This is a genomic window from Paenibacillus illinoisensis NBRC 15959 (genome assembly GCF_004000925.1).
Taxonomy (GTDB): Bacteria; Bacillota; Bacilli; order Paenibacillales; family Paenibacillaceae; genus Paenibacillus; species Paenibacillus illinoisensis.
On record NZ_BIME01000001.1, the window covers coordinates 802,938 to 829,640 of the forward strand.

A 26,703-nucleotide genomic window follows, 5' to 3' on the forward strand; every position below is an offset into this window, starting at 1 on the left:
CCATCTATTTCAAACCGCCGTAACGCCTTGTTCTGCGCTGATATTCGGCTACTGCTTCAAGCAAGTGCTGTTTGCCAAATTCGGGCCAGTATATATCCGTAAACCATAGCTCGCTATATGCAAGCTGCCAAAGCATAAAATTACTGAGCCTTAATTCTCCACTTGTCCGGATTAACAGATCCGGATCAGGCATATCCACAGTCAACATATGTTTGTCTATGAGCTCAGGTGTAATGTCTTCTGCCGAGAGTTCCCCCGACTGGACCTGCAGTGCAATCTGCTTCACACAGTCCGTCATTTCTCGACGACTTCCATAATTCATTGCAAAGTTCAATACAAGCCCCGTATTGTGTTCCGTGAGACGAATTGCTTCACGTAGGGCATTAACGGTATGTGAAGGTAACTTCTCTTCCTGCCCCATCATGCGTATGCGGACATTCTTTTCTATAAGTTCATCTAACTCAATCGCCAGAAATTCTTGTGGAAGTCTCATTAGAAAATCCACTTCTTCTTTTGGACGTGTCCAGTTTTCTGTCGAAAAAGCATACATCGTCAGATATTTGATGCCCAGTTCATCCGCCGCGATGGTTGCACGTTTCACTGCCTTCATGCCATTCTGATGCCCAGCTATGCGTGGCAGACCCAGACGTTTGGCCCATCGACCATTCCCGTCCATAATAATGGCAACGTGCTGCGGGATATTATCCTCGGATATAGTCAGCGTTTCCTGCTTTTCAGCCCCATTCCACCACGACCGAACCCGTTTGATCATTCCTGTTCCTCCAAAATCCCTGAAGTTTCTTCACCTGAAGACTAGAAAAAGAGACAAAACCCCACCGTATTGGAGGGGCTGCGCTTGTCTTACACTTCCATAATTTCTTTTTCTTTGGCAGCGAGTACCTTATCGACTTCAGCAATAAACTTGTCGGTCGATTTTTGGATATCGTCCTGATGTCTCCGGGACTCGTCCTCGGAAATCTCTGACTTCTCCATTTTTTTAATATCATCATTCGCATCACGACGAATGTTACGAATCGCAACTTTTCCTTCTTCGCCGAACTTTTTCGTCAGTTTTACGAGTTCTGTTCTGCGCTCCTCCGTAAGTGGAGGAATGGACAAACGAATCATATTACCATCGTTGGCCGGTGTTAATCCCAGATCCGACTTCATGATCGCACGTTCGATTTCGCCCATAGAAGATTTGTCCCATGGCTGAATCATCAGGGTACGGGAATCTGGTGTGCTAATATTCGCGAGTTGATTAAGTGGTGTCATTGCTCCATAGTACTCTACCTGAACCCGGTCCAGAAGAGCCGGAGTTGCACGTCCTGCACGCAAAGTGGCAAGATCACGACGTAACGCTTGAATTGCTTTATCCATACGTTCTTCGGCATGTTTTTTAACCGCTTCTGGCATTAATCTACACTCCCTTTAACGATTGTTCCGATGCGTTCACCCAGAACTACACGTTTGATGTTACCTTGTTCTGTAATGGCAAATACAATCAACGGAATGTTGTTGTCCATGCAGAGCGAGGACGCCGTCGAATCCATTACACCAAGATTTTTGTTAAGTACATCGAGGTAAGTCAATTGCTCATATTTCTCAGCTGTACTATCCTTGAACGGATCGGCCGAGTATACGCCATCAACTTTGTTTTTAGCCATCAGGATGACTTCTGCTTCGATCTCCGCTGCGCGCAGTGCTGCTGTTGTATCCGTGGAGAAGAACGGGTTACCTGTACCTGCTGCAAAAATAACGACACGGCCTTTCTCCAGATGACGAATAGCTCTGCGACGGATATATGGCTCTGCAATTTGCTGCATGGCAATTGAAGTCTGTACACGTGTAGGCACTTCAATCTGTTCCAATGCATCTTGCAGTGCTAGCGAGTTCATTACTGTAGCTAACATTCCCATATAGTCGGCTGTTGCTCGATCGATGCCGTTTTCGCTGCCGGCGATTCCGCGCCAGATGTTTCCGCCACCACATACGATGGCAACCTGCACACCAAGTTCAACAACTTCTTTTACCTGCTGAGCAATCGACGAGATCGTCTCTGCATCAATACCATAGCCGTTTTGACCGGAAAGGGACTCCCCACTAACCTTTAAGACAACGCGTTTGAATACTGGCTGTTCCAATTGTTCACCCTCCACTTTAAACTTGAGCACCTTCGGTGTTCAATCAACAAAACTTCTCGCGCATGGCCTCCTGCTTAAAAAGAAAGGAACACGACTGTGTTCCACTCTTTTAGAAAAACGATTAACCGGTTAGGCACTGTTTTCCTGAGATATAAGGGAGCTCTGCTTCGAAGTTTTATCATTCTTATATCTTCGAAAACCAATTTCTGCTTGCCGGTATAAAACCGTCTTATTTGTTCACTTGGGACATAACTTCTTCTACGAAGTTATCTACTTTTTTCTCCAAACCTTCACCCAGTTCGTAACGAACGAAACGACGGATGGAGATGTTCTCACCGATTTGGCTGATTTTTTCATTCAGCAATTGGGAGATTGTTTTGTCTGGATCTTTAACGAAAGTTTGTTCCATCAGGCAGTACTCTTCGTAGTATTTACCGATACGGCCTTCAACCATTTTCTCAACGATTTTTTCTGGTTTGCCTTCGTTCAGCGCTTGAGCTTTCAAGATTTCTTTTTCTTTTTCCAGCTCTTCTGCAGGAACTTCTTCACGAGTTACGAATTTCGGACTAGCTGCAGCGATTTGCATAGCGATGTCTTTAACGAAATCTTTGAATTGGTCTGTTTTACCTACGAAGTCAGTTTCGCAGTTAACTTCTACCAGGACACCGATACGGCCACCAGCGTGGATATAAGATTCTACAGTACCTTCAGTAGCTGCACGTCCTGCTTTGTTTGCAGCTGCGGAAAGACCTTTTTCACGCAGAATTTCAGCCGCTTTTGTGATATCACCATTTGCTTCTTCCAGTGCTTTTTTGCAATCGAGCATACCAGCGCCCGTTTTTTCACGAAGTTCTTTTACTGCACTCGCGTTAACTGCCATTATTAATTCCCTCCAAAATAAGTATTGTACGTACACGTACACTCTAAAAAAAGGGCAGTGAGAGGTTATCCACCTACCAACCACCCTTTTCATTTAGTTCATTCGTTATGTTCGAATCTATTAAGCGGAAGTTTCTTCGCCTTGGTTAGCTTCGATCACGGCATCAGCCATTTTACCTGTCAACAGCTTAACAGCGCGGATTGCATCGTCGTTACCTGGGATAACATAATCGATTTCGTCCGGATCGCAGTTTGTATCAACGATACCTACAATTGGGATACCCAATTTGCGAGCTTCAGCAACAGCGATACGCTCTTTGCGTGGATCGATGATGAACAGGGCGCTTGGCAGGCCTTTCATATTTTTAATACCGCCGAGGAATTTCTCCAGACGATCTTTTTCTTTGCGAAGCAAGATAACTTCTTTTTTAGGCAATACAGCGAATGTGCCGTCTTCTTCCCAAGCTTCCAGTTGTTTCAAACGATCAATACGTTTTTGAATCGTTTGGAAGTTAGTCAGAGTGCCGCCCAACCAACGTTGGTTAATGTAGAATTGACCAGCGCGTTCAGCTTCTTCTTTAACAGAATCTTGAGCTTGTTTCTTAGTACCCACGAAAAGAATTGTACCATTCTCTCCTGCGATTCCTTTAACGAAGTTGTAAGCCTCTTCGACTTTTTTCACCGTTTTTTGCAAATCGATGATGTAAATTCCGTTTCTTTCAGTGAAGATATAACGATCCATTTTTGGGTTCCAACGACGAGTTTGGTGACCGAAGTGTACCCCAGCTTCGAGAAGCTGCTTCATGGAGATTACTGCCATCTTCACACACCTCCTAATATGGTTTTTATTGTGTCCTCCGCCGGCATCATTTTTCGCCAAGACTCTCCATCAGGAAAGCACCCTCAACAAAATTAGCACATGCGTGTGTTTTAACACCGTTATCTAATATAGCATAACTGCTTGGCTGATGCAACAGTCTTTGAAAGCAAAATACCTAGTCGCACAACGTTTTTTATGTTATGTGGAATCTCCGACTATAATTATTGCCCAATTAGACTATAAAATAAAAGAACCGTCTTGCCTGAGTGTACTCAGCTTGACGGTTCTTGAGTAATTTTGGCGATGATGGATTCGAAGCTTTCCCCTTTTTCAAGTGCGTACGTTCCCACCTGAATCTTGGTGTTGATTCGCTCTGCCTTTCCCGCCTTAATGAAGGCCTGGGCATCATCTACTATGCCAGCTTTCTCGAGATTTCCAGCGACAATCGCCAAACTGTTACCAGAACGCACTCTAAATGTGACTGTTGCCTTTTGAGGCGTATTCGGTGACGATGGCTCTGCTGCTTTTGGCTCGCTCACATTATTCGGACTCTCATTGCCACTTGAGGCTGGCTGCTGAGGCTCTGTGGGAGCTTCCGGATCACTAGTATCCTCTGCTTTCTTCGGAGCAACAGCCGTTTCCCCCTGCATTTCACTGCTCTCCTGCTTTTTCTTTTGTACCCATTCGGCTTCCGTATATAGTTCGTCCTCTGTACCGACAAGCTTCAAATCCATGCTTTTGGCAGCCAACTCCAGCTCTTCCTTCGTCAGATTGGCTGCAGTTGCAGCCGGATCCGTTTCCAAACTGCTGTCAGATAGGGCGTTTTGTCCCACTGTGGCAAGCTGAAGCAGCACTGCTCCAATGATCATGCCCGTTCCAATTCCAATCCATAGGGAGCGCTTGTCCATCTCTTAGCCTTCCTCCCGTTCTGCCAGCTGAAGAATCAGCTGTACTTCTCCACGTTGTATGCCGGTCTGTTTTGCGATCGCATCCACTGACTTGCCTTCATCATACAAATGAAACACTTCTGAATACCGATCTTTGATTGACTCTCGCTCATTGACAGGCACTTGGCCACTTTGTGTTGGCTCAGTTTCTGAAATCTGCTTTGTGGCGTCATCTCTCATACTGGCCACAAGAGCCTGAGCCTGCAACGCATTGAATTCATCCTTTGAAATATCTGAAACATGATGGGTTTCGGACTCTTTGCTTTTTTCAAGTTCATTGAGACGCTTCTGCAATTCTTCAAGCTGCGTTTGCATGCGTTGATCTGCAGCTGCCGCCTCTCCCTTCATTTCAGCAACACGCTGAATAAGGGCATCATTATCGCTTTCGATTTCAGCCATATAATGTTCCAGTGTGGATTCCATCTCTTGCACTAATTGTTGGCTCGGTTCTGGCGTCTTATTTTTCTTGGGCATGATGAATGCATATGCAATGGCACAGGCACCTAATATGACAATAATAACCCATGGTGACAAATTGGTTCCTCTCCTTTGGATATCGCCTTCAAAGCTCAAGTCTTCATTTTTGTAATACGGAAAGGGTTACAATGACAGATCCACATGTTTTCCTTTGTACGGATGCTCCGCAGGTTTGACTTGCTCTGACATCTGGATCGTCTCCTGCTCCCGGGAACCCCCTTCGTGCTCTCCATTACTAGATTGACCGTCTCGTACACCTGTATGTGTTGTTTCTTCCATCGCTTCACTGCGCTGTCTTGCCTCTTCTGCTTCCTTGGCCGTTTGCACTGCCAGTAAATTCTGGTCCGTGACCGGCCGCTGCTGATATTCGCTCTGATACCGACCGGCTTCACTTGTTCGTGGTACTGCAATCTGCAACTCTACTGCCTTAAAACTCATACGCTCACCTCACGGTTTCGAATGGTTTTCTACCTGTGCCTGATGCTGTACTTAAACGAATGGAGTCATCGTAATGTCCCCGTCATGATAATAAAATGAAATTCTACTCACAGGATCTTTAATAAATTTGGTGTATCTGCCGATAACTATCTTAGAGCCTCCGTAAATCATCTTGAGAATATCCACCCTGGCTCTGCTCGTATCTTCCAATACTTTTTCAATTTCGAATATACGTGACTTGGTTTCCTCATTAAGACGAAGTGCCGACTTTTGTGTAGCCGTAAGCTTAACTCGCATAGCCATTTTGTCAGGACTCAGTTGTCCAGCAGCAGCTAATTGATCCAGCAGTACCAATGCTTTTTTCGTTTTGTCTAATGAATCCATCTGTTCCCTGAGCCCTTTACGCAATTCACTCAGTTCGTTACGCAATTTGGGTAGAACACCAACTTCAATCGAAGTTACTGTCGACATGCTGTTCCCCACAATTCGTGCTGAAACGTTCTCACCGGCTTGAATGGATCCACCAACAATAAGGCCTTTGGTGCCGGCACAGATCACGCTCCTGCCTGCACGGATATTGGAATGCATAATGCTTTGAGAGACGAGAACATCTTCACCTGCATCTACGTTACCTTCCTGAATAAAGGTGCATTTGACATTGTGACCCGCCTGAATAAGCCCTTTGTTATATCCGATAATACCACCAGTGATCTCAACAGAGCCCCCTGCTTCTAGCTCTGCGCCTTCGACACCGCCGACTACGCGAATGTCACCCGCAGCTTTTATTTTAAAACCAGTCAGTACATTGCCGCGTATGACCACCGTACCTACAAAATCAATATTACCGATATTGTAGTCTACATCGCCATTTATTTCGTATACCGGGAATACATTCAGTTTGTTCCCTTCCGTTTTGGTCACGAGTCCATCCAAAGCGGCATACATTGCAGATCCATCCGGATTAATAACAACATTTTTCCCCACTTTGAATCGTGCGTCTTTCCCTGGTCGAAAAGGAATTTGCTCACCAGTAACGGCCTGGCCTACTGAGCCATCCACTGGAGGAATGCGCTCGGCAATGATTTGACCTGATTTTACATTATTCAACCGAGTTACTTCTTTGTAATCCACCTTGCCATCTTCCGCTTCCAGAGGCCGCCGTTCACTCGCATCTTCCATGCCAACCAATACCTTGATGTACCCGTCTGTTCCAGGAACAGCCGCGATGCCTTCGGCGATCTTCAACTGCGTATTCATATAAGTTTCAGGTTGATTCACAAACACGAGCAGTGCCTCACGCAGCACACCATACTTAATGCCATGACCCGCAATAAACTGTTCCAGGTCATCCAGCGTGCAGGTGAAACCTTCTTCCTGCTTGGAAAACTCAAGGTAGGCCGTACTTTTATCTTCCGATAAAACAACGCTAAGGCATTGTTCCAAAGCAATTCGCTGTGTCAATGCAGTTCTTCCTCCTTTTAGACTTTCCACTCCCCGAAATCCGTGTAATCAAGCTTTCTATTAATCTTTGCGCATTAACAGATCCTTCTGTTTTTCGAGCGTTCCACGGAGTCTCAAAATGGCTTTGGAATGCAGCTGAGATATACGCGATGGTGAAAGAGACATCACTTCAGCGATTTCACTAAGCGATAAGTCTTCATAATACAAGAGGGAAACTACCGTTCTCTCTTTAACTGTCAGCTTATCGAGTCCCTGAACCAAAGCATCCTTCAGATAAAACTCGTTCACTTTGTAATCTGGATTTTTGGCCTTTTCATCGACCATTAAAGAAAGACGAGTCTCTGACTCTTCTTCCCGAATCGGGTCTTCAAGAGAGCACAGTGACATTACCGCCACTTCCTGGAGCATATGTTGGAAGTCCTTAGTCGACACGTCAAGATACTGACTCATTTCTTCATCGCTTACTGACCGTAGATAGGTTTGCTCCAGCTGCTGATAAGCATCTTCGATTCGTTTAGCCTTTTCTCGCACTGAACGGGGAACCCAGTCTCCTTGACGCAAACCATCCAGGATCGCTCCACGAACTCGCCATGAGGCGTACGTCTCAAATTGAAGGCCTCGTTCATAGTCGAATTTCTCAAGAGCATCGATTAGTCCCATGACGCCATTGCTCTCCAGATCATCTTTTGGGACATTTTTGGGTAATCCGACAGCCAAACGACCGGATACATAATTCACAATGTGAAGATATTTTTCAATTAAAGCTTTTTTGGCTTCAAGATCTCCGTGTTCTTTCCACTTTTCCCACAGATCAGCATGGTTCAAATGTGAAGCTTTACGCTCGTCCAATTGCTTTCACCCTCCTTATTTGTCTGTCAGGTGACGAACGGCCTGCGCCATTTCTTCCGGATCCTTGGTCCGGACCAGTTTAGGCGGATCCAAAGGGGCGAAACCCGTTGGAGCTTTCGTCTCGGATGGCGGAATCTCTTCCCCAGAGGAGGCGTTCTGTCCATTCTTGAGCAAGTCGTTTAGCTCTTGTCCATCGTCTTCGAGTTTAATGTCAACCTGCGAACCTCTCATTTCTGGACCAATTTGGGGATCATAATCGAAACCCTTACTTCCTGCGGACGGGGTCAGCAGCAACCCCAGCCCCCAGCGCAAACCAAAAGCAAGGGCGTACCAGGCTACGAATCCGATTAACCCGCGAATTAAACTGGTCATCAACAAATTGCTGCTGTATGCTACAAAAAAAGTCAGAATAAATCCGACTATGCCTGCTCCAAGATTAATGCGGTAGTTTCCTATCATAGTTTTATAATTCCTTTACACCCATTTGTACACTTCTAATATTTAAAATCCCTGTTTCACAGTCCATTTCAATGGTCCGGCCATAATTTCCACCAGTGTCTTCAGCAAGAAGAGGAATATTAAGCTTTTGCAACCATTCCCGGCAAGATTCCGCATTCCTCGGCCCAATACGCATGGTATCTCCAGCTCCTGAAAAAGCAAACATCTGAGCACCACCTGCCATTTTGGACACGATACGTGAACGAGATGCACCGAGTTTTAACATCTTTTCTAATAACTCAGGCAACGCCGTATCGGCATATTTAGCTGTGTTCAATTTTCCTTCTCTTGCAATCTCTGAAGAAGGAAGCATCACATGCGCCATTCCAGCCAGCTTCAAATGCGGATCATACATCGTTAACCCCACACAAGAACCAAGCCCTGTCGTGCGGATTATGCCAGGAAGGTGAGCAATGTTCAAATCCGCCATACCGACTTTAACGACGCTTTTTTCTTCAATCATGATCCAGAGGCACCCCTAAAGATTCAAATATCTTGGCAAATGACAATGGATCGGGAATCAGGAAAAATTGACCTTCCACCTGATCTTCTCCTTCGAAGAACGATGTGTCAATCAAAAGTGCATCGTCTCCCATTTCGCCAAATTGCAGCAGCCCATAGCTGAGTATTGCCCCTGCCATGTCAATGGCAAGTCCGGGAACCGTTGGATACATCGACAGTTTGGTGAAATCTGCAAGTGATGAAAGATATGATCCAGCCAGAATATTACCGATTTCCGATAACGCAGACTGTTCCATATCCGTAAACATGAGGCCCTCTTTCAGATCAAAACCAGCAAGCCGGTTCAGCAGCATTTTGGCGGCTTCCGGGGTCATCATGAAGAACAGATTACCTGGCGCCTCGCCTTCAACACGTAAAAAGACAGTCACCACGATTCGTTCGTCCCCGCCCACTTTTTCAGCTACTTCTTCAAAAGGGAGCATCTGTACTGTCGGCACGCCCATGTCAATCGGTCTATTTAGAAGTTGAGACAACGCCGTTGCGGCGTTGCCTGCTCCAATGTTACCGACCTCTTTGAGCACATCCATTTGGAATCCCTCAAATCGGTTGAAGATCTCCACGTGTTAGCCCTCAACACTTTCCAGCTGTACAACTTCGCTTTTATTCAATACTTCATGCAGATTAAGCATGATCAACAAACGCTCATTTTCCAATTTAGCCACTCCGCGCAGATATCTCGCTTTGACTCCACCCACCACTTCCGGCGGACTGTCAATTGCACTGCTCTTAATGTCAATTACGTCATTGGCTGCGTCAACGATGAATCCAACCTGCATGTCACCTACAGCTACAATGACAATTCGAGTTTGATCCGTATATTCTGTTTCTGGCAGAGAGAAACGACCACGCAAGTCGATAACAGGGATAACAACCCCGCGAAGATTAATAACCCCTTTTACGAAGGAAAATGTCTTAGGGACACGAGTAATCGGCATCATGCGTTCAATCGTCTGAACTTTATCAACCTCAATACCGTATTCTTCAGATCCTAGTTTAAAGACGATGACTTTCAATTCTTCCATGAATAAAACCTCCCTATAAGTGTAAGGCTTAGTTGCTTATTTAATAAATGCGTTAGGATCAACGATGAGAGCTACTTGTCCATCTCCCAGGATGGTTGCTCCGGAGATTCCTTCAATGGAAGGAAGATAGGTTCCCATTGATTTGAGAACAATCTCACTCTGTCCGATAAACTCTTCCACGGAAACCGCTGCTAGACGATCTCCTTTGCGGATGACAACGATTTCTGTTTCCGACTCATCCTCATCATTGAAATCAGGTACGCCAAACACTTCGTTTAACGACAAGTACGGAATGAGGGACTCACGGAACGTAATCATTTTATTACCATGAATATTACGAACTTGTTCACGCTGCACAATGGCCGTCTCCACGATGGAGGACAACGGAATCGCATATTTCTCGGAACCAACTCGTACAAGCATTGCAGCGATAATTGACAACGTCAATGGCAGTTGAACCGAGAAATTAGTGCCTTTGCCTGGTGTGGAATGAATGGTTACATTACCGCCAAGCGAAGTGATTTTGGATTTTACAACGTCCAAACCTACTCCGCGACCAGAGATATCCGAGATTTTGTCAGCTGTACTGAAACCAGGAGCGAATAAAAGCTGATTAACTTCATCGTCGCTCATCTTCGCACCCTGTTCTTCCGTCACGACACCGCGTTTAATGGCTGTTTGTAAAAGCTTCTCACGATAAATTCCTTTGCCGTCATCTTCAATCTCAATGAAAACATGGTTGCCACTGTGGAAAGCTCGAAGGTTAACTGTGCCCATTTCCGGTTTTCCGGCAGCAACACGTTCTGCGATTGATTCGACACCGTGGTCCACAGCGTTACGCAGCAAATGCACCAATGGGTCACCGATCTCGTCAATGACAGTACGATCCAATTCCGTTTCAGCACCGGTAATGACCAGGTCAATCTTTTTATCCAAGGTTTTGGCTAGGTCACGAATCATTCGTGGGAACCGGTTAAATACGGTATCTACAGGTACCATGCGCAGCTTGAGAACGATATTTTGCAGGTCTGAGCTGACTCTGCTGAGATGAGCCACAGTATCGGATAGATCATTATTACCCGTTTCACTTGCCAATTGCTCCAGACGCGACCGATCAATCAGCAATTCGCTGAATAAATTCATCAGTACATCCAATCGCTCAATATCCACTCGGATCGTACGCGAAGGTGCGGCTGCCTGTTTAGTTGGTGCAGCAGGTTTGGCTGCTGGTTTTTCTTCTGTTTTGACCGCAGTTGCGATCTCTTGTGATACAGCTGTTGCTATGGCGACTGTTTCAGCTTCAACTGCTGCTGCAGCCTGATTGGTCATCTGCTGAAGAGTTTCTTGATCCAGCTGAATGATTTTGGCACTTTCTATCTCTGAAATGCTTAAAATGCTTTTTTCCAGTTCCTGCGCTTCTTTGGTTGTTATGTAATACAACGAGAAACTGCGCTCAAACTTCTCCTGCTCAATATCCTGAACCGTAGGGAAAGACTTCACAACTTCACCCGAACGCTCCAAGAGATCAAAGACCATGTAGGCACGTACACCTTTCAGCTGGCTATCCTCACTAACAAGCACATCAATGTAGAAAACTCGATGCCCTTCCGCGATAGACTGGTCCAGAACAGAATATTGGAATTCGTCCAGATCAACAGCCGATGAAATGGTTTCTACCGGCTTAGCCGTTGTTGTAGCAGCTGGAGTTTCACCACCTGTCCATTCACCACTTTCAATAGCTTGAAGGGAAGCGACAATTGCGGAAACATCGGCTTTACCTTCTCCACCACTGGTAATATCCTGAACCATGGATTCAAGCGCGTCCAAACTCTTAAACAGAGTATCAAAAATATAGTCCTGCATTTTCAATTTCTCATTACGCACAAGATCTAACACATTCTCCATTTTGTGTGTCAATGATGCCAAATCCTCAAAGCCCATTGTTGCGGCCATACCTTTCAAAGTATGAGCAGAGCGGAAAATGACTTGGACTATACCCAGATCCTCCGGATTGCCTTCGAGTTGAAGCATGTTGTCGTTAAGGGATTGCAGATGATCATTAGACTCATCAATAAACATGGATAAGTATTGGTTCATGTCCATTGTGAGGCACCTCCTCCATGAGTTACACTCCGTTTATTTCACTGCTTGAACAAGTTTTGGGGCGATCTCCTGCAAAGGCAGAAGATGACGTACGCATTGCAGCTCTACAGCAGAACGCGGCATTCCATACACCACACAGGTCTCTTCATTTTCCGCAAAGGTAGACGTTACACCCGCTTCATACAACTTTTTCATCATTCTCGCTCCATCACTGCCCATACCGGTCAGCAAAACCAAATGCCGCTGAAGCGACGTAAAAGGCAACAAGGACTCAAACATCGTATCCACTGAAGGCCGATGGCCATTCACCGGATGTTGCTCCGTAAGCTTCAGAATATACTTTCCATCGGTTGCTTTACTTACGACGATGTGATATCCACCAGGAGCGATATAAGCAGAACCTTTCTTGAGAACCATACCTTCTTCAGCCTCAACGACATGCAGCGGACTGAAGGTATTCAGCCGTTGTGCCAGAGACCTTGTAAAGTTTGGCGGCATGTGCTGCACTATGATGACAGGTGCAGGCAAATCAGCAGGCAGTTCCTCAAGCAAAGTTTTAAGGGCCCTTGGACCTCCCGTAGAGCAGCCAATTGCGACAATTTTGTTGAATGCACTATCAGTCCCCGTTACTGCTTTTGGTAATGGTTGATTTGAGGATGCAGCCGTTTGCTCCATTGCCGACCGTATTGGCTCAACATTCCGCAACTCCTTCGGAGTATGAAGGGGCTTAATAGGTTTAGGCAACTTAGCGTCTCTTGTATCAGGAACACGATCTGGGCTCTTTGGAGCTTCCAGTTTTTTGTCTGGCCGCTCTTTTTTCTGATCCGCCAGTGGCATGTTTCGCTGCAGCACTTTGGACTGGGGTCGCTCACTTGGTTCACTGTTTGGCCTTGTAACTGGCTGAACAGGATCAATCCTTTTGTGAGCGGGTTCTCTGCGAACTTGTGCAGGAGCATCACGCTGTACTCGCTGAGATTGACGCAAGAGATGTTCCTGAATCTCTTTCGTCTGTTTCAAGGATTCCTCACGCTCTGCTTTTCGCTTGATTTCGTTCATGGCCGCCCGCATCCGCTCGACGAGGGCCTTGCCTACCTGAGCAATATCTTGATCATGTGAAATGGAAGGCTTGCGTATAAAATCAAAGGCTCCTGCCTCAAGCGCCATGATGGTTTCCTTCATACCTTGTTCATTGATACCTGATAGCATAATTACAGGCACCGATGACTTCTGCATGATCGACTTCAGTGCATCCAGCCCGTTCATCTCAGGCATTTCTACATCCATCGTAATTACATCAGGCTTTAAATCCACTGCTTTTTCAATTGCTTCCTTGCCGGTTGAAGCCGTTGCCGCAACTTTGAATTCCGGGTCAGCTTCAATTAGATCCGTGACAATTTTGCGCATAAAAGCGGAATCATCGACAACCAATACTTGATACACCGCCATGTTTTGTCCACCTCTGTTTCCTTTATTCAAGAATCATGTTGTCTTCCTAAGCCACTTTTTCATAAATCCCCTGATTCCTGTCAAGGTTCCGGCTTCGTTAACCCCAGGTTCAGCCAAATAGCGAAGGGCGAGTCGCTGTATGTCTCTGGAAGCCTTTGAATGGGGATAAGCCAAGCTGTAGGGCACTTGTCTCTTCACCGCTTTAACAACATTCGGATCTTCTGAAACATACCCAAGCAGGGGGATATCCGTTTGCAAAAACCGCTTGGCTACTCCTGCTATTTTGTCCGCCACCTGTTCCGACTCCTGTTCATTTTCAACACGGTTAACGATCATCCGAAAAGGTGTAGCATTTTCCTGACCATGCATCACTTTAACCAGTGCATATGCATCTGTTATGGACGTGGGTTCAGGTGTGGTTATAATCATACATTCGTCAGCTGCACCAATAAACTTCATATTCTCGCGGGAGAGCCCCGCTCCAGTATCAAATATGACATAGTCCATTTCCTGCGCAACCATTTCCACTTGCTCTGCAAAAAATTCCAAATCACGGTCCGACAACGAAAATAACTCTTTCATGCCAGATCCACCGGCAATGTAAGGTAGTCCATTCGCACCAAGCTGAATGATTTCCTGTATGGACTTCTGCCGATACAATAAATGATACAGATTATAGGGAGATGAAGTCCCCATAAGGACATCAATATTAGCCATACCGATATCTGCGTCAAATACGAGTACCTTCCTGCCCAACGTTTGCAGCGCAAGGGCAAAGTTCAACGTGAAATTGGATTTCCCTACCCCACCTTTGCCGCTAGCAATCGTTAAGATTTTCGAGGAGCGGCCACTGCGCTGGGTTTTGTCCAATCCGCTCGGTGCTGACACCAAACTTCGAAGAGAGGCTGCCTGGTCCTTCATTTTGCGAGTTCTCCCAGCAATTGTTTAGTCAATGAAGCCGGATCTGGTTTGAGCAAGTCATCCGGAACATTCTGTCCATTGGTCACATAGGCAAGTTTCAACGGGAAGTGATGCAGCAGATTAATCATTGGACCACAAGTGCCCGTTTCGTCCATCTTGGTGAAAATGATTTTATCCAACCCATACTTGCTGAAATGTTCGGTAATTTCAAACATGTCCGCGCTTTTGGATGTCATGCTCATGACGAGAAAGGTTTCACTGTTCTCTACTGGTGCAAGCAGGCTTTGCAACTCAGAAACGAGCAATTCGTTTCGATAATTTCTTCCTGCAGTATCCATGAAGATCAGGTCACAATCCTGCAAACGAGATATGGCTCGTTGTGTATCTCCTGGAGACTGTACAACCTCAAGTGGAACATTCAAGATGGAAGCGTACGTTCTAAGTTGTTCTACTGCTGATATACGGTACGTATCCGATGTAATGAATCCAACTTTCCGATGATGCTTAAACATCTGCTCAGCCGCCAGTTTGGCAATGGTTGTTGTTTTCCCCACACCTGTAGGTCCAGCAACATAAACAATACGAGTGCCGGGCAATATCCCCGCATCGATACGTTCCTCCAGAAACGTTAAAATCTGTTTCTGAACGGTTTGAACAATCTCATTTTCGTCCAGCTCTTTAGCATTCAGCTGCGTCTGAACCGTTTCAAACCATGACTCAAAAACTTCTGTCCGCACCTCTTGATTACTCAGCCGCTCTCTAAGAAAAAGAAACGCTTCAGGTACAGGGTCAGCCAATTCATTCTGTCTAGATAATTGAGTCATCATCTTTTTTAGTTCTTTCAGTTCAGACATCAGTTCTTGTTGGCCCTGTTTGTTTGGTTCCTGCACGGCAGGAGACGATGAACCCGAAAAATCCGCCCCTTCCGGTCGCGGTTTATAATCCGTGCTTGACTCAAATTTACCGCGCCCTCTATCTGAATCAATGTTTATCGATTCAGCATGAGCAGCGGTTTCCTTACGTTTTTCATCGGCGTATTGCTCAACAACCTGAGCAGACGATTCCGATTCACTCGCTTCGTTCACAAATGAACGAGCCGTCTGCCTGTACGCTTCAGGAACATACGAACGAGGCACTGACGCAACTTGGTTCTGTATCTGCTTCTTGGCTTCTTTTTTATCTTCCTCTTCAACCGCAGCTACAACTTCAATTCTCTTTTTGCGAAACATTCCCATCATTCCGCCCACCTTAATTTCTTTGGTGGACAGAATGACAGCGTTACTTCCCAGGTCTTTCCGAATTTGAAGCATAGCTTCGGGCATGGTCTCAACAATATATTGTTTTACTCTCATAAGTTCACCACTCCGACACTTTGGATTTCAACATTCGGTTCCAACTCACTATAGGAAAGCACCGGTATGTCCTGCATGGTACGTTCAATGACTTGACGCAGGTACATACGAATAGTTGGAGAAGTTAATACAACAGGTTGTTGACCTGATTGGATTAATCGATTGACCTGCTCGGTCAATTTTTGATACACACTTTGTGTAGACGCAGGATCCAGTGCAAGGTAACTTCCTTGATCGGATTGTTGTACACTTTCGGCAATTTTCTTTTCCAATCCAGGCCCAACGGTAATCACTCTAAGTGTTTCACCTTTTTGGGAGAACTGTTGGGTAATTTGACGGGAAAGCGATTGTCTTACGTACTCTGTCAGAACATCAGGGTCTTTGGTATACGTCCCATAGTCAGCCAGTGTCTCGAAAATTGTGACCATATCCCGGATGGAAATTTTCTCACGCAGAAGTTTTGCCAGCACTTTCTGTACATCCCCAATGCCCAAAACCGATGGAATCAGTTCATCGACAAGTGCAGCATAGTTCTCTCTGAGATTGTCCACAAGCGCCTTCGTCTCTTGTCGGCCGAGAAGCTCATGTGCGTGTTTCTTAATCAGTTCCGTCAGATGGGTAGCCACCACGGATGGCGGATCCACAACCGTGTAACCAGCAAGCTCAGCTCGGTCTTTGGTCACTTCGTCGATCCATAGAGCAGGAAGGCCAAAAGCCGGTTCCGTAGTTTCAATTCCTGTCACAGATTCTTCTTCGTACCCAGGGCTCATAGCCAGATAATGATTAAGCAGCAATTCACCGCCACCCACCACATTACCCTTGATCTTAATGACATACTCATTAGGTCTCAATTGAATATTGTCTCGAATCCGAATAACTGGGACAACGAGCCCTAATTCAAGCGCACATTGCCTACGTATCATAATAATCCGATCCAGTAGATCTCCGCCCTGCTGGTTATCGGCCAGAGGAATCAAACCGTAACCAAACTCGAACTCGATTGGATCAACCTGAAGCAAGTTAATTACACTTTCAGGACTTCTAACCTCTTCGATCTGTTGTTCCTCCTCCATCTGTTCTTCTGCCTCTTGTTTGGATTTCAGCGTATTTTGCATCCTCCATGCGGCAAAAGCCAGTATACCTGCCAAAGGTATGGTCGTAATGGCGTGAATTGGAGTGAAGAAACCAAGCATTGCTATTACAAAAGCTACAATATATATGAGCGTCGGGTATGTAAACAACTGCCCCGTAATATCATCTGCCAAGTTACCTTCGGATGACGCTCTAGTGACGATAAGACCCGCTGCTGTAGAAATCAGAAGTGCAGGAATCTGACTGACCAATCCATCCCCGATTGTTAATACAGAATAGGTGGACAACGCATCTGCAAACGAGAGACCATGTACGGTCATACCGATAATAAATCCACCAATGAGATTGATCAGCAAGATGATAATACTCGCGATCGCGTCTCCTTTTACGAATTTACTCGCACCGTCCATTGCACCGTAGAAGTCAGCCTCTCTCTCAATTTTGGAACGACGTTCACGGGCCTGTTGTTCATTGATCAAGCCTGCATTTAAGTCCGCATCAATACTCATCTGTTTACCAGGCATCGCATCGAGTGTAAACCGTGCCGCAACTTCAGCTACACGTTCCGAACCCTTGGTGATAACGATAAACTGAACAACGACCAGTATGAGGAAGACGATGAAACCAATAGCAATTTGACCGCCTGCGATCCAGCTACCAAAGGTAGCTACGACAGACCCGGCGTCTCCTTCTCCAAGGATCAGCTTTGTTGTTGAAATATTTAATGCTAGGCGAAACAGTGTAGTAATCAACAATAATGCCGGAAAGATGGAGAATTGCAACGCTTCCTTGCTGTTCATCGCTACGAGCAATATCATCAATGCAAGTGAAATGTTGACAACAAGCAGCATGTCCAACAACCAGGTTGGGATCGGGAGAATCATCATCAACACAATGCCAATGATACCCGCAAGGACAGCAATATCTTTTGTTTTCAATGAATGTACGGCCTCCGATCCCTTTTATTTCGTTCTGCCCTTTAATTTATATACATAAGCCAGCACTTCGGCTACCGCTTGAAACAAATCAGCCGGTATGGCGTCGCCAATCTCGGCCCTCTGGAACAATGCCCGTGCCAGCGGCTTGTTTTCCATTGTAATGACACCGTGCTCTTTGGCAATCTCCCTGATGCGCAAGGCGACGTAATCCTGACCTTTGGCAATAATCTGAGGTGCTTCCATCTCAGACCCTTCATACTTCAGCGCTACGGCGAAGTGCGTCGGGTTTGTGATGATCACATCTGCATTTGGAACCTCCTGCATCATGCGCTGTACAGCCATGCGACGCTGACGTTCCCTGATTTTACCCTTGATCAGCGGGTCACCTTCCATTTTTTTGTACTCGTCCTTGATGTCCTGTTTGGACATCCGAATGTTTTTCTCGTAATCATATTTCTGATACATGTAGTCGAACACTGCGAGTACCATTAAGGCCACAGCAATTTTGACACCCAGATTGAGGGTGATTGAAGCCGAAAAATGTAATATGGCATCCAAAGAAAAATGAGAAAGTGAAGCAATATCCGATTGATAACTTGTAATCGTACTGTAGACTAGATAACCGATAATCGACATTTTCAATATGGATTTTGCAAACTCCACTAATGAACGGAGTGAGAAAATGTTTTTGAAACCTTTGATTGGATCAAGCTTCTCAAGCTTTGGCTTCAATCCTTCTCCCACAAGTAGAAAACCAACCTGCATATAATTGACGATCAAGGCAACCACCGCCGCACCTATCAGTACGGGTGCTAGCAGCAGCATAACTTCAATGCCATAGCGCATCATAAGCGCCATTACATTTTCGCCGGTAATCTCCAAGCTCAGCCGATTTATAAAGATATCTGTAAATAACCGAACAATGCGTTCTTTGTAAAAATCACTGAAAACCATCATGATTAAAAAGGTGAACAGGAGAATGGATGCTCCGGAGATCTCCATACTTTTAACAACCTGTCCCTTTTTGCGGGTATCCTGCCTTTTTTTCGGGGTGGCTTTCTCCGTCTTCTCCCCTGCGAATAACTGAAGGTCAAGTTGAAATTTCATTTAAATCCTGTCCTCCGTTTCCTTTAGCCCGGCCTCTGTCCGATCGTTCCAAGCAACTTTTCCATAGATCTAAACATCGCTTCGAACAATTGGCTAAATACAAAGGCGAAGCTCGGAACCATCAAAAGCAATATGGCGATTCCCACCAGGACCTTTAACGGCATACCGACAGCAAACACATTGAATTGAGGAGCAGTTTTAGCCAAGAAACCCAATCCCACATCCGTCAAAAACAAAGCCACTACAATGGGTGCCGACATTTGGAAGGCAAGCATAAAGGCCTCACCTAACGTACGAACGAGAAACTCAGCAATACTACCGTCAGCCAATCGTATGAAAAAGGCATTGGATAAAGGTATCCAGCGATAGCTGTACACAATGGCGTCCAGAAGGTAGTGGTGTCCATTCATCGTCAGGAAAAGCAGCATAGCAAAAGCATATTTGAAATTACCTGTCAGCGGTGCAGAAGCACCCGTCATCGGATCAAATACATTCGCCATACCAAAGCCAATCTGAAGATCAATGAATGTTCCCGCCGTCTGCACGGCTGTCATGATCAGATAGGCTACGAAACCTAGCAACAATCCTATTAATATCTCCCGGATAATCAACAGAATGTAACTCAGATCGGTAGGCACTTCCTGATTCATGCCATAAACTACATAAACCGTTAATGTTACAAATGCCGAAAGACCAACCTTAATGGAATTCGGCACATTTCGAGCTGAGAATACTGGAGCAGTTACAAAAAATGATGCAATTCGACAAAACATAAGCAGAGCGACAGGAAAACTTTGCAACAATGTCTCCATGTGCGAAAGCCTACCCTATATATCTGTATAAATTATCGAGAATGTTATACGTGAAATCTACCAAAATATTTAAGATCCAAGGTCCGAATAAGAGCACTGCCAGAAGAACGGCAATAATTTTCGGTACAAAGGCTAATGTCTGCTCCTGAATTTGGGTCGTTGCTTGAAATACACTGATAATGAGACCCACAACTAGAGCAAGTATAAGCATGGGTGCGCTAGCCAGCAGCGACGTATATACTGCTTTCCCGGCCAGACCTATAATAAATTCTGAAGTCATGACCGTCCTCCTTCAACTTTCCTGCTCATGTGTTAAAGCTCAGCAGCAGTGACTTCACTACAAGATACCAACCGTCCACAAGGACAAATAGCAATATCTTAAAAGGTAATGAGATCATGACCGGTGGTAGCATCATCATCCCCATAGCCATGAGTGTACTTGCAACCACAATGTCTATGACTAGAAACGGAATGAAAATCATGAATCCCATCTGGAATGCTGTCTTTAATTCACTGATTGCATACGCTGGCACCATGACAGTGATCGGTATATCTTGATATGTTTCTGGTTTTTCGGTCTGATTATATTTCATAAAAAGCAGTAAATCTTTCTCCCTTGTGTGGGAGAACATAAATTTCTTAATGGGATCTTGTGCCTTTTCAAGCGCTTCCGTTTGCGTAATGTCTCCTTTGAGATAAGGCTGAAGAGCTACCTGATTAATGGAAGACAGCGTCGGTGACATGATAAACAGTGTCAGGAAGAGCGCTAAACCGACAAGCACCTGATTGGGTGGCATTTGTTGTGTCCCCAAGGATGTCCGTATAAAACCGAGAACGATAACAATTCGGGTGAAGCTGGTCATTAATACCAGTATTGCAGGCGCTATACTTAACACCGTAATTAACAGTATTATGGACAGAGAACTCGTACTTGGTGTTCCTCCATCTCCGCTTCCGATTTGGATATCGATGTTCGGTATCGGTTCGGCAAAGGCAACCGTCACAGATGCCAGGCTGATAAGCCCCATCAAACAACATGCTAGCCAAATCTTTTTCTTCATGAATCCCTCGACCGATCTGTAGTATTGTCTTCTTCCAGGAGCTTGTCCATCTTTTCTTTTCGGTTAGGCATCTGCCGTAGCTTCGACTCGAATAGCTCGTGAAAAGAGGCTGTATCCTCAAGTTCCATTTCCCTTGGTGGTTCTTGCTTACGGAAGCGGGATGCCAACTTGTTGATTAATGGTGAAAGGCTTCCCTGTTGTGAAGAAGCTTCTCTCTCAAATGAATCAACAATTCTCTGTGCCTCTTCCAAATCTGAAATTTTGTCTAGCAATTGTATATTTTCGCCAACACCGACCAGATAAACATTGCCACCAATTTCTATGATCTGAAGTGACTTGTTCGGCCCCAGCCCCACACCACCCAAAATGCGGACTGTGCCACTTCGGAACCACTGCTGATTCCGTTTGTTCAAAAAGCGGAGCAGGTAGACGATAAGGACCAGGATGACGGCCAGGACGACAATCACCCATACAAGCTGAAAATAATAGTTGGTCCCAATGTCAGCTCCTCCAGGAGTATCACCCTGCGCCATCATCATGTGTCTTAAACTCCCAGCGTTTTGCTGATCGCTTCGATGACCCGGTCAGACTGGAATGGCTTAACGATGAAATCTTTGGCACCAGCCTGAATCGCATCAATTACCATCGCTTGTTGTCCCATAGCTGAACACATAATGACTTTAGCGTTCGCATCGATTTTTTTGATTTCTTTCAGTGCTGCAATACCATCCATCTCAGGCATGGTAATATCCATCGTGATCAGATCAGGACGAAGTTCCTTAAATTTCTCAATTGCTTGTGCTCCATCCTGAGCCTCGCCAACGACCTCATATCCGTTTTTGGACAAAATGTCCCGGATCATCATTCTCATAAACGCAGCGTCGTCCACGACTAAAATTCGGTTTGCCATCTTGATTCAAGTCCTCCCTAAATTGTGCTTATTGTAATTTCTGAATTCGGTCCCATTGGCTTACGATATCTATAACACGAACACCAAAGTTTTCATCGATAACGACGACTTCTCCCTTAGCGATCAGTTTGTTATTGACCAAAATATCGACAGGTTCGCCGGCCAGTTTATCCAGCTCGACAATTGAACCTTGTGAGAGTTCCAATATATCCTTAATTTGCTTCTGGGTCCTTCCTAATTCTACGGTGACTTTAAGGGGAATGTCCATCAATAAATTCAAATTATTTTCGTCCACCTGACCGTAAGCCCCATTTTGCAAATTGGCGAACTGGACGGGTTGTACATTCACATTCCTGTTTGGCATACCGCCGTAGTGTTGTGGTGCACCATACGGTTGCTGTGGTGGCATCCCGTAAGGCTGTTGTGGCGGCATTCCTTGCGGCATACCCATTGGTGCCTGTCCATAACCATTATAGTCTGGAGCAGGCTGTTGAGGCGCCTGTGGAGGCATTTGCTGTTGAACCGGTGGTTGCTCCGGCGTCACAGGTGGAGCTGCCGCCGCTGGTGCTGCATGCGATGGTGTTGTCACAGGTGCATTAGCCGTTGATTCTTGTGCTCCGCCGATCAACATATCCACCATGTGTTTGGCGAAATCAACAGGCAAAAGCTGCATCAGATTGGAGTCAATCAGATCACCAATCAGGAGGCGAAACGATACTTGAATCAACGTTTCGTCATGCGGCAGACTGCTTACACCCTCGCCACTTTCCATATTGAGAATATCAATGCCTGGCGGAGAGATATTCACAAATCGGTTGAAAATCGTAGACATAGAGGTTGCTGATGAACCCATCATTTGGTTCATTGCTTCCTGTACTGCACTAATATGGATCTCATTCAGCTCTTCATCCGCAGGATTGCCTTCGCCTCCAAGCATCAGATCAGCAATTACTTGTGCATCGCGCTTTTTGATAACTAGTGAATTGATCCCTTCAAATCCATCCACATAATTGACATGTACTGCAACATGTGGCTTGGGAAACGCTTCTTCGAATTGCGAACGGCTGATAATGGATACCTTCGGTGTTGTAATATCTACTTTTAATCCCAATAGCGTGGACAGTGCTGTCGCTGCGCTACCAAACGTAATATTACCGATCTCCCCCAATGCATCTTGTTCCAGCTCAGTCAGAAAATCATCAACTGTTTTTTCAGCAGGTTCCGTGCTACCCATCGATTCGGATTGCCGGAGCAAAGCATCGATTTCTTCCTGGGACAAATAATCCTTACTCGTCAAATTCTTCAACTCCTTCGGTGACAATCTTATCTATTTGTACAGCCACACGGTCTTTTATCGTTCCCGGACTGCCCATATACTTCAACCTGTCGCCCACTTTGATGGATAATCCCTCATCAACCGGTTTGTTCAACGTAATGACATCGCCGACCGAAAGACCAAGGAATTCCGAGATCGAAATTCTGGATTCACCCAGTTCCGCAACAACTGGCAATTTGGCTTTGTTCACACGTTCTCTAAGGGCATCGTATTCTTCCGGCGCTCTTGTTTTCTTCTCTGAAACAAACCACTGATGTGTCGACAGCCTTGACATAATAGGTTCAAGAACGACATGCGGGATACACAAATTGATCATGCCCGTAGTGTCACCGATTTTGGTGCTCAGCGAGATCAAGGCAATCGTTTCGTTGGGTGATACGATCTGCATAAACTGTGGATTCGTCTCCAGTGCTTCCATTCTCGGCGATATGTCGAGCACTGTTTTCCAAGCTTCCTGCAAACTTTCGAACGCTCGGCTAAAGATCCGCTCCATAATTGTCGTTTCTATTTCAGTCATTGAAGCTATTTTAGTCGGCGCACTTCCCGTACCACCCAGCAATCGATCCAACATCGCATAACCAACATTGGGGTGGACCTCCAGCACCATTCGTCCTTGCAACGGTTCTGCTTCAAATATGTTTAATATCGTCATTTTAGGGATTGAACGAATAAATTCATCATAAGGCAACTGTTCGACCTGAACGACGTTAATTTGAACGAATGTCCGTAATTGGGCTGAAAAATAAGTGGTGAGAAAGCGTGCAAAGTTCTCGTGAATTCGAGTCAAACTTCGGATATGATCTTTGGAAAAGCGAACCGCCCGTTTAAAATCATACGATCTAATTTTTTTCTGAGTTTCTTCCTTTTTTAATTCCTCGGCATCCATCTCACCTGAGGAAAGTGCTGCTAATAGGGCATCAATCTCATTTTGTGATAATACATCCACCATGTTCTCACCCCCTTACCGTTTTACAGCGTGCTCTGTTCATTACATTGATGCCATCAAAAAATAAGTAAAGTTCGTGCTGCTCAGCTTCGGTTCAGGCAATGCTTCATTGATCAGTTTCGTCAGTTTTTCATTAAACTGAGAACGTCCCTTGGCTGTTTTTAACTCTTCTGGCTGTGCATCCGCAAAAGTCTGAACAATAATTGGTTTTACGGTAATTTCTTTAATTTTCTCGAAATCTTCTTTTGCTGTAGCGTCAGCCATTTTAAAAGCCAGGTTGACTTGTACAATGTGATTGGTGTCTGCCAAATTGGTTTTGATGTCGGTAATCTCGGAAGTAACCTCGACAATTTCATCGGCAGTCATCTTTTTGACTTCAGCAGCCGAAGCTACGTCTGTTTCAGCTTTGTTACCCGTCTGTCCTTGCATAAATACAAACACAACCACCACAATGAGTGTTATGGCAAGCAAAATCGTTGCCAGCCAAGGCATCATCTTTTTCATCAGGATTCCTCCGTTTGCTGCACTTTAATAGTGGCTGCCTGAACCCCGATTTCACGGTTGTAATCTTTGATTTTGGAAATGACTTCATCTGCCTTTTCAAGGACAATCAGTCTCTTACCAGTTACCAGAGTAATATACGTATCCGGCGTTTCTTCTACAATCTCTACCATCAGCGCATTTAACCACATGGGAGAACCATTTAACCGCGTTACCGAAATCATGCTAAGCCCCCTCTCGATCAATGTGGAGGAGCGAGCTCCTCCACGCATTAAAACTTTCTAATCAGCTATTAACGTTTCAGGTTAACAACTTCCTGAAGCACTTCATCAGATGTTGTGATGATCCGTGAGTTCGCCTGGAAACCACGTTGAGCGACGATCATCTCTGTAAACTCACCTGTCAAATCCACATTGGACATTTCCAGTTGGCCTGCAATAACCGCGCCTGTTCCAAATTCGGTGCTGTTCGCTGTTACAATTTCGAATTCGCCATCAGCATTGGCATTTGCAGTAATGCGGTACAAGTTACCACCGATCTTTTCCAGACCTTCCGGGTTGGTTACTTTACCGATCCCCAGTTGTGCACCAGCTTCAGTTGTACCATCATCCATCGTTTGGTTGATGATTCCATCTTGACCAATGGTGAACGAAACTACGGTATCATCCAGAGTGATTGGCTCGCCACCACTGTCCACAACGAACAAACCGTCTGAAGTTACAAGGTTACGGTTAGCATCCACATGGAAATCTCCTGCACGAGTCAAGAAAGGAACTTCTTGCTCTCCGCCAAGTGTTACTAGGAAGAAACCATCACCGTTAAGACGCAAGTCGGTTGGATTGTTCGTGGTCATTGGACTTCCCGCTAGATGCAGCGTATCAATCGAACCAACGGATACACCCAATCCGATTTGTTTTGCATTCACACCACCGTTTTCATCTCCTGGCGCTGTTACTCCCGCCGTTGTTTGGCTCATAATATCTTTGAACATAACCCGACTTCCTTTGAAGCCAACGGTGTTTACGTTTGCGATATTATTACCAATGACATCTAGTTTGGTTTGAAAACCCCGCATCCCGGAAACGCCAGAGTACATCGATTTCAACATGATTATAAATCCTCCCAGCCTTAATTTGGTTACCGCATCAGTCGGTCAGCGGTGTTCCGGCTCCCGAGAAGGGCCAGCCGGTTAAGATATGATTACTGCACTATCGATTTGTGTAAACACGTTATCCTTCATGCTTTCGCTATCCATAGCTGTGACTACAGTACGATTCTTGACATTGACGATAAAAGCCATATCCTGCATCAGGATCAGAGATTCTTTAGCACCTTTGGCCGCAGCCTTGTCCAGTGCCGTTCCAATCTGCTGCATCTGCTCACTTTTCAGCTCAATTCCACGCTGTTCCAATCTTTTGGCTGCATGGTTGCTTAGCTTAAGGAGATTATCCTCTAGCACTTGGGCAAAAGGTCTTTCTGGAGTGATTGCTGCTTCACTCTGTTTAGTGCGATTAAGCAAGTTCGGTGTTACTGGGCCTGTATATAGTTGTCCTACCGTTATTCGTTCACTCATAACGTGTTCCCACTATCTTGACCTGATGTTTTAGCTTCCTCGCTTTCGCTCACTGGTGTTGAACCATCAACAGTACTCTGATCTTGGGATGCTTCTTCCTCGATTGGAGCGGGATTCGAAACCTGGATAATTTCATTCAGCTCGATTTCGTCTTCGCCCACTTTAGCGTACTGTACACCATCCCGTACGATGATCGAATCAACAATTCCCTGACGAAGCGTTCCGCTGTCTTCTTTATTAGAAGAAAGCCAGCTTATTTCCCGTCCGATCATGCTTGAAACCGCACCAAGAGACTGATTCAGCGTTTTGAGCTGCGACGAAATGTTAACAAGCTGTTCAACCGAACTGAACTGTGCCATTTGAGCAATAAATTCCTTATCCTCCATAGGCTGCATCGGATCCTGGTTTTGAAGTTGGGTGATTAGTATTTTGAGAAACTGATCCTTCCCTAACTCCTTGGTAGCTGCACTAGTTGTTGCCGTGTTCGAAGCCGAGTAGTTCGGCCATGTATTATTGGTAGAAACAATTTCAGTAGCCAATATTTTCAC

At 45.4% G+C, this 26,703-nt stretch carries 32 protein-coding genes; all 32 read right to left on the reverse strand.

Annotated elements, in window-relative coordinates:
• Positions 1 to 4 precede the first annotated feature (4 nt).
• Positions 5 to 772: an isoprenyl transferase gene (locus tag PIL01S_RS03405; RefSeq protein WP_095358604.1), complete on the reverse strand. Its 768-nt coding sequence runs from the start codon at positions 770 to 772 to the stop codon at positions 5 to 7.
• A gap of 89 nt (positions 773 to 861) precedes the next feature.
• Positions 862 to 1,416, reverse strand: coding sequence for a ribosome recycling factor (frr, locus tag PIL01S_RS03410; protein WP_095287800.1), 555 nt, complete (start codon positions 1,414 to 1,416; stop codon positions 862 to 864).
• The gene (pyrH, locus tag PIL01S_RS03415) at positions 1,416 to 2,144 is read right to left on the reverse strand and encodes a UMP kinase (protein ID WP_095287801.1); all 729 of its coding nucleotides are present in this window, start codon (positions 2,142 to 2,144) and stop codon (positions 1,416 to 1,418) included. The genes frr and pyrH overlap by 1 nt, the downstream gene beginning before the upstream one ends.
• Before the next feature lie 229 nt (positions 2,145 to 2,373).
• Positions 2,374 to 3,024: a translation elongation factor Ts gene (gene tsf / locus PIL01S_RS03420; protein WP_095287802.1), complete on the reverse strand. Its 651-nt coding sequence runs from the start codon at positions 3,022 to 3,024 to the stop codon at positions 2,374 to 2,376.
• 120 nt (positions 3,025 to 3,144) lie between these two features.
• Entirely contained in the window at positions 3,145 to 3,843 is a 699-nt protein-coding gene (rpsB, locus tag PIL01S_RS03425; RefSeq protein ID WP_047842496.1) for a 30S ribosomal protein S2, read from the reverse strand.
• Positions 3,844 to 4,115: 272 nt separating this feature from the next.
• On the reverse strand, positions 4,116 to 4,751 hold the full coding sequence (locus PIL01S_RS03430) for an endolytic transglycosylase MltG (protein ID WP_127536242.1): 636 nt from the start codon (positions 4,749 to 4,751) through the stop codon (positions 4,116 to 4,118).
• A gap of 3 nt (positions 4,752 to 4,754) precedes the next feature.
• Positions 4,755 to 5,324, reverse strand: coding sequence for a DUF6115 domain-containing protein (locus tag PIL01S_RS03435; RefSeq protein WP_127536243.1), 570 nt, complete (start codon positions 5,322 to 5,324; stop codon positions 4,755 to 4,757).
• Positions 5,325 to 5,390: 66 nt separating this feature from the next.
• The gene (locus PIL01S_RS03440; protein WP_127536244.1) at positions 5,391 to 5,705 is read right to left on the reverse strand and encodes a hypothetical protein; all 315 of its coding nucleotides are present in this window, start codon (positions 5,703 to 5,705) and stop codon (positions 5,391 to 5,393) included.
• Between the two features lie 51 nt (positions 5,706 to 5,756).
• Entirely contained in the window at positions 5,757 to 7,166 is a 1,410-nt protein-coding gene (locus tag PIL01S_RS03445; RefSeq protein ID WP_127536245.1) for a DUF342 domain-containing protein, read from the reverse strand.
• 60 nt (positions 7,167 to 7,226) lie between these two features.
• Positions 7,227 to 8,015, reverse strand: a complete 789-nt coding sequence (locus tag PIL01S_RS03450; RefSeq protein WP_095287807.1) for a FliA/WhiG family RNA polymerase sigma factor — start codon at positions 8,013 to 8,015, stop codon at positions 7,227 to 7,229.
• Between the two features lie 15 nt (positions 8,016 to 8,030).
• Entirely contained in the window at positions 8,031 to 8,474 is a 444-nt protein-coding gene (locus PIL01S_RS03455; RefSeq protein ID WP_127536246.1) for a hypothetical protein, read from the reverse strand.
• 4 nt (positions 8,475 to 8,478) lie between these two features.
• The gene (locus PIL01S_RS03460) at positions 8,479 to 8,976 is read right to left on the reverse strand and encodes a chemotaxis protein CheD (protein WP_095287809.1); all 498 of its coding nucleotides are present in this window, start codon (positions 8,974 to 8,976) and stop codon (positions 8,479 to 8,481) included.
• The gene (locus PIL01S_RS03465) at positions 8,969 to 9,562 is read right to left on the reverse strand and encodes a chemotaxis protein CheC (RefSeq protein ID WP_127536616.1); all 594 of its coding nucleotides are present in this window, start codon (positions 9,560 to 9,562) and stop codon (positions 8,969 to 8,971) included. Before PIL01S_RS03465 ends, PIL01S_RS03460 begins: the two co-directional genes overlap by 8 nt.
• A 36-nt stretch (positions 9,563 to 9,598) precedes the next feature.
• Positions 9,599 to 10,057, reverse strand: coding sequence for a chemotaxis protein CheW (locus tag PIL01S_RS03470; RefSeq protein WP_127536247.1), 459 nt, complete (start codon positions 10,055 to 10,057; stop codon positions 9,599 to 9,601).
• Positions 10,058 to 10,093: 36 nt separating this feature from the next.
• A complete protein-coding gene (locus PIL01S_RS03475; RefSeq protein ID WP_127536248.1) occupies positions 10,094 to 12,160 on the reverse strand; it encodes a chemotaxis protein CheA in 2,067 nt (688 codons plus the stop codon).
• Positions 12,161 to 12,193: 33 nt separating this feature from the next.
• Positions 12,194 to 13,606 (reverse strand): protein-glutamate methylesterase/protein-glutamine glutaminase, encoded by a 1,413-nt coding sequence (locus PIL01S_RS03480; RefSeq protein WP_127536249.1) that lies wholly within the window; start codon positions 13,604 to 13,606, stop codon positions 12,194 to 12,196.
• A 33-nt stretch (positions 13,607 to 13,639) separates the two neighbouring features.
• Positions 13,640 to 14,527 (reverse strand): MinD/ParA family protein, encoded by an 888-nt coding sequence (locus PIL01S_RS03485; RefSeq protein ID WP_127536250.1) that lies wholly within the window; start codon positions 14,525 to 14,527, stop codon positions 13,640 to 13,642.
• Positions 14,524 to 15,879 carry a flagellar biosynthesis protein FlhF gene (gene flhF, locus PIL01S_RS03490; RefSeq protein ID WP_127536251.1) on the reverse strand — a complete coding sequence of 452 codons (1,356 nt, stop codon included), beginning with the start codon at positions 15,877 to 15,879 and terminating at the stop codon, positions 14,524 to 14,526. The genes PIL01S_RS03485 and flhF overlap by 4 nt, the downstream gene beginning before the upstream one ends.
• The gene (gene flhA, locus PIL01S_RS03495; protein WP_127536252.1) at positions 15,876 to 17,909 is read right to left on the reverse strand and encodes a flagellar biosynthesis protein FlhA; all 2,034 of its coding nucleotides are present in this window, start codon (positions 17,907 to 17,909) and stop codon (positions 15,876 to 15,878) included. Before flhA ends, flhF begins: the two co-directional genes overlap by 4 nt.
• Positions 17,910 to 17,933: 24 nt before the next feature.
• Positions 17,934 to 19,016, reverse strand: a complete 1,083-nt coding sequence (gene flhB / locus PIL01S_RS03500) for a flagellar biosynthesis protein FlhB (RefSeq protein WP_127536253.1) — start codon at positions 19,014 to 19,016, stop codon at positions 17,934 to 17,936.
• A gap of 23 nt (positions 19,017 to 19,039) precedes the next feature.
• Positions 19,040 to 19,828 (reverse strand): flagellar biosynthetic protein FliR, encoded by a 789-nt coding sequence (fliR, locus tag PIL01S_RS03505; protein ID WP_127536254.1) that lies wholly within the window; start codon positions 19,826 to 19,828, stop codon positions 19,040 to 19,042.
• 10 nt (positions 19,829 to 19,838) lie between these two features.
• Complete coding sequence (gene fliQ, locus PIL01S_RS03510) at positions 19,839 to 20,108, reverse strand: flagellar biosynthesis protein FliQ (protein ID WP_024630226.1); 270 nt, start codon at positions 20,106 to 20,108, stop codon at positions 19,839 to 19,841.
• 25 nt (positions 20,109 to 20,133) lie between these two features.
• Positions 20,134 to 20,889 (reverse strand): flagellar type III secretion system pore protein FliP, encoded by a 756-nt coding sequence (fliP, locus tag PIL01S_RS03515; protein ID WP_095358618.1) that lies wholly within the window; start codon positions 20,887 to 20,889, stop codon positions 20,134 to 20,136.
• Positions 20,886 to 21,422 carry a flagellar biosynthetic protein FliO gene (locus tag PIL01S_RS03520; RefSeq protein ID WP_246058098.1) on the reverse strand — a complete coding sequence of 179 codons (537 nt, stop codon included), beginning with the start codon at positions 21,420 to 21,422 and terminating at the stop codon, positions 20,886 to 20,888. The genes fliP and PIL01S_RS03520 overlap by 4 nt, the downstream gene beginning before the upstream one ends.
• Positions 21,423 to 21,433: 11 nt before the next feature.
• Positions 21,434 to 21,799 carry a response regulator gene (locus PIL01S_RS03525; RefSeq protein WP_095287820.1) on the reverse strand — a complete coding sequence of 122 codons (366 nt, stop codon included), beginning with the start codon at positions 21,797 to 21,799 and terminating at the stop codon, positions 21,434 to 21,436.
• A gap of 28 nt (positions 21,800 to 21,827) precedes the next feature.
• Positions 21,828 to 23,096 (reverse strand): flagellar motor switch phosphatase FliY, encoded by a 1,269-nt coding sequence (fliY, locus tag PIL01S_RS03530; protein ID WP_127536256.1) that lies wholly within the window; start codon positions 23,094 to 23,096, stop codon positions 21,828 to 21,830.
• Complete coding sequence (gene fliM / locus PIL01S_RS03535) at positions 23,086 to 24,084, reverse strand: flagellar motor switch protein FliM (protein WP_095287822.1); 999 nt, start codon at positions 24,082 to 24,084, stop codon at positions 23,086 to 23,088. Before fliM ends, fliY begins: the two co-directional genes overlap by 11 nt.
• Positions 24,085 to 24,123: 39 nt before the next feature.
• A complete protein-coding gene (locus PIL01S_RS03540) occupies positions 24,124 to 24,585 on the reverse strand; it encodes a flagellar basal body-associated FliL family protein (protein WP_127536257.1) in 462 nt (153 codons plus the stop codon).
• A complete protein-coding gene (locus PIL01S_RS03545; RefSeq protein ID WP_024630220.1) occupies positions 24,585 to 24,806 on the reverse strand; it encodes a flagellar FlbD family protein in 222 nt (73 codons plus the stop codon). Before PIL01S_RS03545 ends, PIL01S_RS03540 begins: the two co-directional genes overlap by 1 nt.
• 68 nt (positions 24,807 to 24,874) lie before the next feature.
• Positions 24,875 to 25,690, reverse strand: coding sequence for a flagellar basal body rod protein FlgG (gene flgG, locus PIL01S_RS03550; RefSeq protein ID WP_095358621.1), 816 nt, complete (start codon positions 25,688 to 25,690; stop codon positions 24,875 to 24,877).
• 81 nt (positions 25,691 to 25,771) lie between these two features.
• Positions 25,772 to 26,155 carry a TIGR02530 family flagellar biosynthesis protein gene (locus PIL01S_RS03555; protein ID WP_127536258.1) on the reverse strand — a complete coding sequence of 128 codons (384 nt, stop codon included), beginning with the start codon at positions 26,153 to 26,155 and terminating at the stop codon, positions 25,772 to 25,774.
• Positions 26,152 to 26,694, reverse strand: coding sequence for a flagellar hook capping FlgD N-terminal domain-containing protein (locus PIL01S_RS03560; RefSeq protein ID WP_127536259.1), 543 nt, complete (start codon positions 26,692 to 26,694; stop codon positions 26,152 to 26,154). Before PIL01S_RS03560 ends, PIL01S_RS03555 begins: the two co-directional genes overlap by 4 nt.
• Positions 26,695 to 26,703: the final 9 nt, after the last annotated feature.

What these genes read in the sequence shown, in the direction of transcription:
- PIL01S_RS03405 (WP_095358604.1), bottom strand. Translation starts at nt 772, where the DNA reads ATGATCAAACGGGTTCGGTCGTGGTGGAATGGGGCTGAAAAGCAGGAA.
- frr (WP_095287800.1), bottom strand. Translation starts at nt 1,416, where the DNA reads ATGCCAGAAGCGGTTAAAAAACATGCCGAAGAACGTATGGATAAAGCA.
- tsf (WP_095287802.1), bottom strand. Translation starts at nt 3,024, where the DNA reads ATGGCAGTTAACGCGAGTGCAGTAAAAGAACTTCGTGAAAAAACGGGC.
- rpsB (WP_047842496.1), bottom strand. Translation starts at nt 3,843, where the DNA reads ATGGCAGTAATCTCCATGAAGCAGCTTCTCGAAGCTGGGGTACACTTC.
- PIL01S_RS03430 (WP_127536242.1), bottom strand. Translation starts at nt 4,751, where the DNA reads ATGGACAAGCGCTCCCTATGGATTGGAATTGGAACGGGCATGATCATT.
- PIL01S_RS03440 (WP_127536244.1), bottom strand. Translation starts at nt 5,705, where the DNA reads ATGAGTTTTAAGGCAGTAGAGTTGCAGATTGCAGTACCACGAACAAGT.
- PIL01S_RS03455 (WP_127536246.1), bottom strand. Translation starts at nt 8,474, where the DNA reads ATGATAGGAAACTACCGCATTAATCTTGGAGCAGGCATAGTCGGATTT.
- PIL01S_RS03460 (WP_095287809.1), bottom strand. Translation starts at nt 8,976, where the DNA reads ATGATTGAAGAAAAAAGCGTCGTTAAAGTCGGTATGGCGGATTTGAAC.
- PIL01S_RS03465 (WP_127536616.1), bottom strand. Translation starts at nt 9,562, where the DNA reads ATGGATGTGCTCAAAGAGGTCGGTAACATTGGAGCAGGCAACGCCGCA.
- PIL01S_RS03470 (WP_127536247.1), bottom strand. Translation starts at nt 10,057, where the DNA reads ATGGAAGAATTGAAAGTCATCGTCTTTAAACTAGGATCTGAAGAATAC.
- PIL01S_RS03475 (WP_127536248.1), bottom strand. Translation starts at nt 12,160, where the DNA reads ATGGACATGAACCAATACTTATCCATGTTTATTGATGAGTCTAATGAT.
- PIL01S_RS03480 (WP_127536249.1), bottom strand. Translation starts at nt 13,606, where the DNA reads ATGGCGGTGTATCAAGTATTGGTTGTCGATGATTCCGCTTTTATGCGC.
- PIL01S_RS03485 (WP_127536250.1), bottom strand. Translation starts at nt 14,527, where the DNA reads ATGAAGGACCAGGCAGCCTCTCTTCGAAGTTTGGTGTCAGCACCGAGC.
- flhF (WP_127536251.1), bottom strand. Translation starts at nt 15,879, where the DNA reads ATGAGAGTAAAACAATATATTGTTGAGACCATGCCCGAAGCTATGCTT.
- flhB (WP_127536253.1), bottom strand. Translation starts at nt 19,016, where the DNA reads ATGAAATTTCAACTTGACCTTCAGTTATTCGCAGGGGAGAAGACGGAG.
- fliR (WP_127536254.1), bottom strand. Translation starts at nt 19,828, where the DNA reads ATGGAGACATTGTTGCAAAGTTTTCCTGTCGCTCTGCTTATGTTTTGT.
- fliQ (WP_024630226.1), bottom strand. Translation starts at nt 20,108, where the DNA reads ATGACTTCAGAATTTATTATAGGTCTGGCCGGGAAAGCAGTATATACG.
- fliP (WP_095358618.1), bottom strand. Translation starts at nt 20,889, where the DNA reads ATGAAGAAAAAGATTTGGCTAGCATGTTGTTTGATGGGGCTTATCAGC.
- PIL01S_RS03520 (WP_246058098.1), bottom strand. Translation starts at nt 21,422, where the DNA reads ATGGCGCAGGGTGATACTCCTGGAGGAGCTGACATTGGGACCAACTAT.
- PIL01S_RS03525 (WP_095287820.1), bottom strand. Translation starts at nt 21,799, where the DNA reads ATGGCAAACCGAATTTTAGTCGTGGACGACGCTGCGTTTATGAGAATG.
- fliM (WP_095287822.1), bottom strand. Translation starts at nt 24,084, where the DNA reads ATGGTGGATGTATTATCACAAAATGAGATTGATGCCCTATTAGCAGCA.
- PIL01S_RS03540 (WP_127536257.1), bottom strand. Translation starts at nt 24,585, where the DNA reads ATGAAAAAGATGATGCCTTGGCTGGCAACGATTTTGCTTGCCATAACA.
- PIL01S_RS03545 (WP_024630220.1), bottom strand. Translation starts at nt 24,806, where the DNA reads ATGATTTCGGTAACGCGGTTAAATGGTTCTCCCATGTGGTTAAATGCG.
- flgG (WP_095358621.1), bottom strand. Translation starts at nt 25,690, where the DNA reads ATGTTGAAATCGATGTACTCTGGCGTTTCCGGGATGCGGGGTTTTCAA.
- PIL01S_RS03555 (WP_127536258.1), bottom strand. Translation starts at nt 26,155, where the DNA reads ATGAGTGAACGAATAACGGTAGGACAACTATATACAGGCCCAGTAACA.